The sequence below is a fragment of the Hymenobacter agri genome, from assembly GCF_054778495.1.
In genome coordinates this window covers 1-6084 of the sequence record NZ_BAAGZM010000240.1, presented here as the reverse complement: position 1 = coordinate 6084, position 6084 = coordinate 1, and the positions used below count along the sequence as shown (strand labels likewise).

2 protein-coding genes are annotated in these 6084 nt (G+C 65.4%); both read left to right on the top strand.

The annotated features are described in order from the left end of the window. Positions 1–234 precede the first annotated feature (234 nt). Positions 235–1680 carry an amidohydrolase family protein gene (locus tag ACYVDE_RS12680; RefSeq protein ID WP_460501913.1) on the top strand — a complete coding sequence of 482 codons (1446 nt, stop codon included), beginning with the start codon at positions 235–237 and terminating at the stop codon, positions 1678–1680. A 157-nt stretch (positions 1681–1837) separates the two neighbouring features. Further along, positions 1838–6084 (top strand): DUF4394 domain-containing protein (locus ACYVDE_RS12675; protein WP_460501912.1); only part of this gene is annotated, 4247 nt, incomplete at its 3' end.

The following is a 6084-nucleotide window of genomic DNA, read 5'->3' as shown; positions in this document are numbered from 1 at the left end:
AGGAGCAGGTGGCGCACCTCGGCGGTGGTATCGGCAGGGGCTTGCAGCAGGCGGCCGCCCAGCAGGGCCGGCAAGGCGAGAAACGAAGGGTAGGGCATGACGCGGCAAAGGTCTGGCAAAAATGCGAGGCCGCCGGCTCAGCCGGTTGCCGGAACGAGCGGGCAACCCCGCGCCAAAGAATCGAATTGCCCGGCAGTGCCGTTATTGGCAGGCCCGCCCCTGCCACCCCGCCCCATGAGACTACTCCGCCTGCTGCTGGCCCTGAGCCCGGCCCTGCTGCTCGCCACCTGCGCGCGCCAGCCCCGGCCTACCCGGCTGGAAATTTTCGACGTGGTTATCAACCACGTAACGCTCGTGGATGTGCGCACGGGCCGCCTCACGCCCAACCAGGTGGTGGCCATTGCCAAGGGCAGGATTGTGCAGGTGCAGGCCGCCGACAAGGACAGCTACGCCGCCAGGCAGTACGTGAACGGCAACGGCCGCTACCTCATGCCGGGGCTGTGGGACATGCACGTGCACTTCCGGGGCGGCGACAGCCTGGCCGAAGCCAACAAGAAAAGCCTGACGCTGTACCTGGCCCACGGCATCACGACGGTGCGCGACTGCGGCGGTGACCTCACGCCGCGCATTTTTGAGTGGCGGCGCGCGATGGAGGCCGGTCGGCTGGCCGGCCCGCGCATCTTCACCTCGGGGCCGAAAATTGACGGCCCCGGTGCCACCTGGCCCGGCTCGCTCGAAGTAGAGACGCCAGCCCAGATTCGCCAGGCGCTCGACTCGCTGCAGCGGCTGAAGGTGGACTACGTGAAGATTTACGACAGCAAGATTTCGGGGGGGGCCTACCTTGAAACCATTCGGCAAGCCCAGCGGCGCGGGCTAAAAACCACCGGCCACATGCCCTACACCATCACGCTGGCCGAATCCATCCGGGCCGGGCTCGATGCCACTGAGCACCTATACTACGTGCTCAAGGCCTGTTCGAGCAAGGAAGACAGCCTGACGGCGCTGGTGCGCGCCAGCCAGGGCACGGCCCGGCCGCGGGGCCTGTTTGCCACCCTGCCGGCCGTGAATGCGACCTACTCGCCCGCGGCGGCAGGACGCATTTTCGCGCTCATGGCCAAGCGGCACACGGCCGCCGTGCCCACCCTGTTCATCGGCCAGACGCTGGCCGGCCTGCCCACCAACGACCACGCCCGCGACTCGCTGCTGGCCTACATCGACCCCAAAATTCAGGCTACCTACCAGCGGCGGCTGGCCAGTGCCCGGCAGCAGTCGGCCGATGCCCAGACGCTGGGCCGCCAGCTCGAAAACCGGTTTTCGAGCCTGATTGCGCCCATGCAGGCGGCCGGCGTGCGCCTGCTGGCGGGGTCCGACAGCGGCCCGTTCAACTCGTTCGTGTACCCGGGCGCGTCGCTGCAGGAAGAATTGATTTTGCTGGTGCACGCGGGCCTCACGCCGCTGCAGGCTTTGCAAACAGCCACCATCAACGGGGCCAGGTTCATGGGCGTGGCCGACCACACCGCCGCCATCGCCCCCGGCAAGGATGCCGACCTGCTGCTGCTCACCGCCAACCCGCTCGAAGACATTGGCAACATTAAGCGCATCGATGCGGTGATTTCGCGTGGCAAGGCCTACCCGGCCGCGACGCTGGCCACCATGCTGCGGGCCGTGCGGAACCGGTGATTTCTAATTCGATGCAAATCGTTCAACCCGGACATTAATTCGAAATTAAAACGCCGATTGAGGTAATCCAAACCGAGTAAGGGCAACGTAAGGCTATGATGGGCAGGCACTCCGGCCCAGCCAATTTCCATATCGTTCCAACCTTACTCCTTACCTCATGTCCAAACCCCTACTTTCGCCCCCGGCCGCAAGCCGGCGGTTTCGTCGTCTACTGGGTACTGCGGCAGGCTTTGCGCTGATGCTGGCGGCCCCGGCCGCCGCGCAGGCCCAAACGATTTTCGGGCTTTCGGGCACCGACCTGACCTCGGTTAACCTAGCTGCTCCGACTACCTCGCAGACGCGCGTGGCCATTACGGGCGTGGCGACCGGACAAACGCTGGTGGGCATCGACTTCCGACCGGCCACCGGGGAGTTGTATGCGCTGGGCTACGATGCCAGCACGGCCGGCAACAACGCGCAGCTGTACGTGCTTAACCAAAGCACCGCCGTGGCTACGCCAGTAGGTTCCGGCGCGATTCGGCTGGAACTGGGCGGTAGCTCCGAACGCATTGCGTTCGATTTCAACCCCACGGTAGACCGCATTCGGGTAGCCAGCACCAACGATAGTAACTACCGCCTGAACCCCATCACCGGGACGATGGCGGCGATGGATGGCATCCTGGCCTACGTAGCCGGCGATGCCAACGCCGGGCAAAACCCCTTTATCGGGACGGCGGCCTACACCAATTCCTTTATCGGAACGGCTAGCACGGCATTGTATTACATCGATGAGCAGCGCAGCCTGCTCGTGCGCTCCGATAACCCGAACGGGGGCACGCTGGCCACGGTGGCAACCATCAATCCCACGGCCGGGGGCAACGCTACGCCCATCAACGCGCCCGGGGCCAGCACCGACCTCGACATTTATACCTTCGGGCCCAACGACCAGCAGTCGTATCTGAGCGTGAACCAAGTGAGTGGCGGCAGTTTCGTCTCGTTTTTCTACCGCCTGAACCTGGCCACGGGCGCCACCACGCTCGCCGGAGCTTTTAATGGGACGGGTGTGGGCATTACCGACATCGCTATTCGCATCGACCGCACGGCCCCGGCCGTGAGCGGGCAGCTGCTGTATGCGCTGAACACCAACAATACCCTGGTGAGCTTTTACTCGGGCACGCCGCAGTACATCAACTCGGCGGTAGCGCTAACCGGCGTGACGGCCGGCCAAACCTTGGTGGGCACTGACTTCCGCCCCAATACTGGGCAGCTGATTGCCATGGGCTACGACCCCACCACGGCCGGGGCCAACGCCCAGTTTTACGTCATCGACCCGGCGACGGGCGTGGCCACGCCCCTGGCCGCTGCCGTGCGCCTGGAGTTGGGCACGGACCTCAATGGCATCGGCTTCGACTTCAACCCCACGGTAGACCGCATTCGGGTGACGGGCCGCAACCGCAACAACTACCGCATCAATCCCAACAACGCCGCGGGTACGCCCACTACCGACGGCGTGCTCAACTTCGTGGACAGCACGCCGGGCACGCCCAGCGTGGGAGCCGTAGCCTACACCAACTCCTACCCCGGCAGCACCAGCACCACGCTCTACGACCTGGAGGAAAACCTGAACCGCCTCTACATTCAGAGCAACCCCAACCAGGGGCAGCTCACGGCCGTGAGTTCCAATGCCACGCTGCCCACGGCCGGCGCCGTCAACGACCTGGATATTTTCTTTGACGCCAATGCGCAAACCAATCGGGCGTTTATCGTGTCGAATGCGGATGCCAGCACGACCACAGCTACTTATAGCTCGTTGTATACGCTGAGCCTGGCTTCGGGCCAGGCTACGCAGGTTGGGGCCATTGGCCTGGGGGTAGCTGTGCGCGACGTGTCGGCCAGCCTGACGGGGGCTAATGCTTCGGCCGCCCTCACGGGCCGCCTGCTCTACGGCGTGGCGGGTGGCAACCTCGTATCCTTCGATTCGGGTAACCCCACGGTAATTCGTACGGCGGTGAACATCACGGGCCTGCCGGCCGACGGCTCGCAGGTGCTGGCGGGCACGGATTTCAGCCCCGCCACGGGCGAGCTGTTTGCGCTGGGCTATAACGCCAGCACCCAGCAGGGCCAGCTCTACACCCTGAACATCGGCACCGGCGCGCTAACGGCCGTAGGAAGCCTCAATGCCTACAACCTGGGCACCACGGCCGCCAATATCGGTTTCGACTTCAACCCCACGGTGAACCTAATCCGGGTGGTGTCGGGCACGAACCAGGCCAACCTGCGCGTGAGCCCCATCACCGGCGCCGTGACCATCGACACCAACCTGAGCAACCCCAGTGGTACGCCCGTACTGACCGGGGTGGCTTACACCAATAGCGACAACAACGCCAACACCGGCACCACGCTCTACGGCATCGACCAGGCCCGCAGCGTGCTGGTGCGCTCCACCAACGCCAACGCCGGCACCTATGTGGACCAAGGCACGCTGAATGTGGTACTGAACTCCGCACAGGGGGCTGATTTTGATATTTACGCAGACCTGAGCAACCCCGCCTCGCCCGTCAACTCGGCTTTCCTGGCCGCCTCCGGCTCGGGCTTAAACACCGATAACCTCTACACCATCGACCTGGCATCGGGCGCGGCGACCTCGATAGGGCGCATCGGCAGCGGCACCAACCTGACCGGTTTGGCGGCCTTCCTCACGCCCGGCCCGGTTATCGCGGCGGGCCTGACCTGGACCGGCGCCGTGAGCACCGACTGGGGCACGGCTGGCAACTGGAGCCCCGCCCAGGTGCCCACTGCCACCGACAACGTAACCATTCCGGACGTGGCCAACGACCCGGTGGTGAGCGGCACGCAGCTGGCCAACGCCGTGACGCTGAATACCGGCGCCGTGCTCACGCTGGCCGATGGCAGCTCGCTGAACATGAGCGGCAACTTCACCAACAACTCGGCCACCGTCGCCTTCAGCGGGACGGGTACGGGCCGGGTGGCCCTGGTAGGTGCCGCCCAAACCATTGGCGGCACGCTGACGGTGTTCCCGAACCTGAGCACCAGCGCGGCCGGCACCACCACCATTGCGGGTCCGGTTTCGGTGCGCCGCGGCCTGGTGCTGAACAATAGCCTGGTTACGACGGGCCAGACGCTGACGCTACTGTCGAGCGCTGCGGGCACGGCCTACCTCGTGTCGAATGGGCGCACCATCACCGGCAACGTAACTGTGCAGCGCTACATCGACTCCAGCCTGAATGCCGGCCCTGGCTACCGCCACTACTCGTCGCCGGTGGCCAACTCGACCGTGGGCGACCTGAGCACGAGCACCTACACGCCCGTGGTGAACCCGAACTACAATACCGTAGGCAGCAGCGTAACGCCCTTCCCCACCGTGTTCAGCTACGACGAAACCCGCGTGAACACCAGCGGCAGCGCCGGCAATATCGACTTCGACAAGGGCTACGTTTCGCCCTCCACCCTGGGCGATGCGCTGGAGGTGAGCCGTGGCTACACAGTGAATATCAGCGGGTCGGAGCTGGTTGATTTTGTGGGCACGCCCAACGACGGTGCCACGCCCATTGTGGCCGGCGGCCTCACGCGCGGCACCCAAACCACCAGCGGCTACCACCTGCGCGGCAACCCCTTCCCCTCGCCCCTCGACTGGAACCTGATGGTGAGCAACAGCCGCCTGAGCGGTGTCGACAACGCGCTGTACGTGTTCAAGAGCAGTGGCCAGTACGCGGGCTCGTACGCCAGCTACGTGAACAACATTCCCGTGAACGGCGGCACCAACGTAGTGCCGCTGGGCCAGGGCTTCTTCGTGCGGACCACGGCCGCCGGCACCAGCGGCAGCATGACCTTCACCAACAGCGAGCGGATTACGACCTTTGACGCCACGTCCTTCCAGCGCACCACGGCCGACAACCGGCCCCAGCTCACGCTGGCCCTACAAGGTGCCAGCCGCCGCCTGCAAACCGCCATCTACACCCAACAGGGTGCCACGCCCGCATTCGACGCCGCGTTTGATGCCGGCTACTTAGCCAGCTCCAATGGCCTCACGCTGGCCACCGAGGCCGGCAACGAAGCGCTGGCCATCAACGGCCTGCCGGAACTCACCGGTGCCGATGTAGTGGTGCCCCTGCGTGTGGCGGCGGCCACGGCCGGCACCTACAACTTGGTGGTCGACAACCTGTCCAACCTGCCGGCCGGCTACTTCGCTTACCTGCGCGATGCGCTCACCGGCACCTATACCAACCTGGCCCAAACGCCCAGCGTGGCGCTGAGCCTGGCCGCCAACGGCGCCGCCGGTGGTCGCTACGCCGTGGTATTCAGCAAGCAGAGCCAGGCTCTGGCCGCGGCGCCGGCCGCCCTAGCGCAGCTGGCCTCGGTGTTCCCCAACCCGGCCCATGGCACGGCTACGCTGCTGCTGCCAGT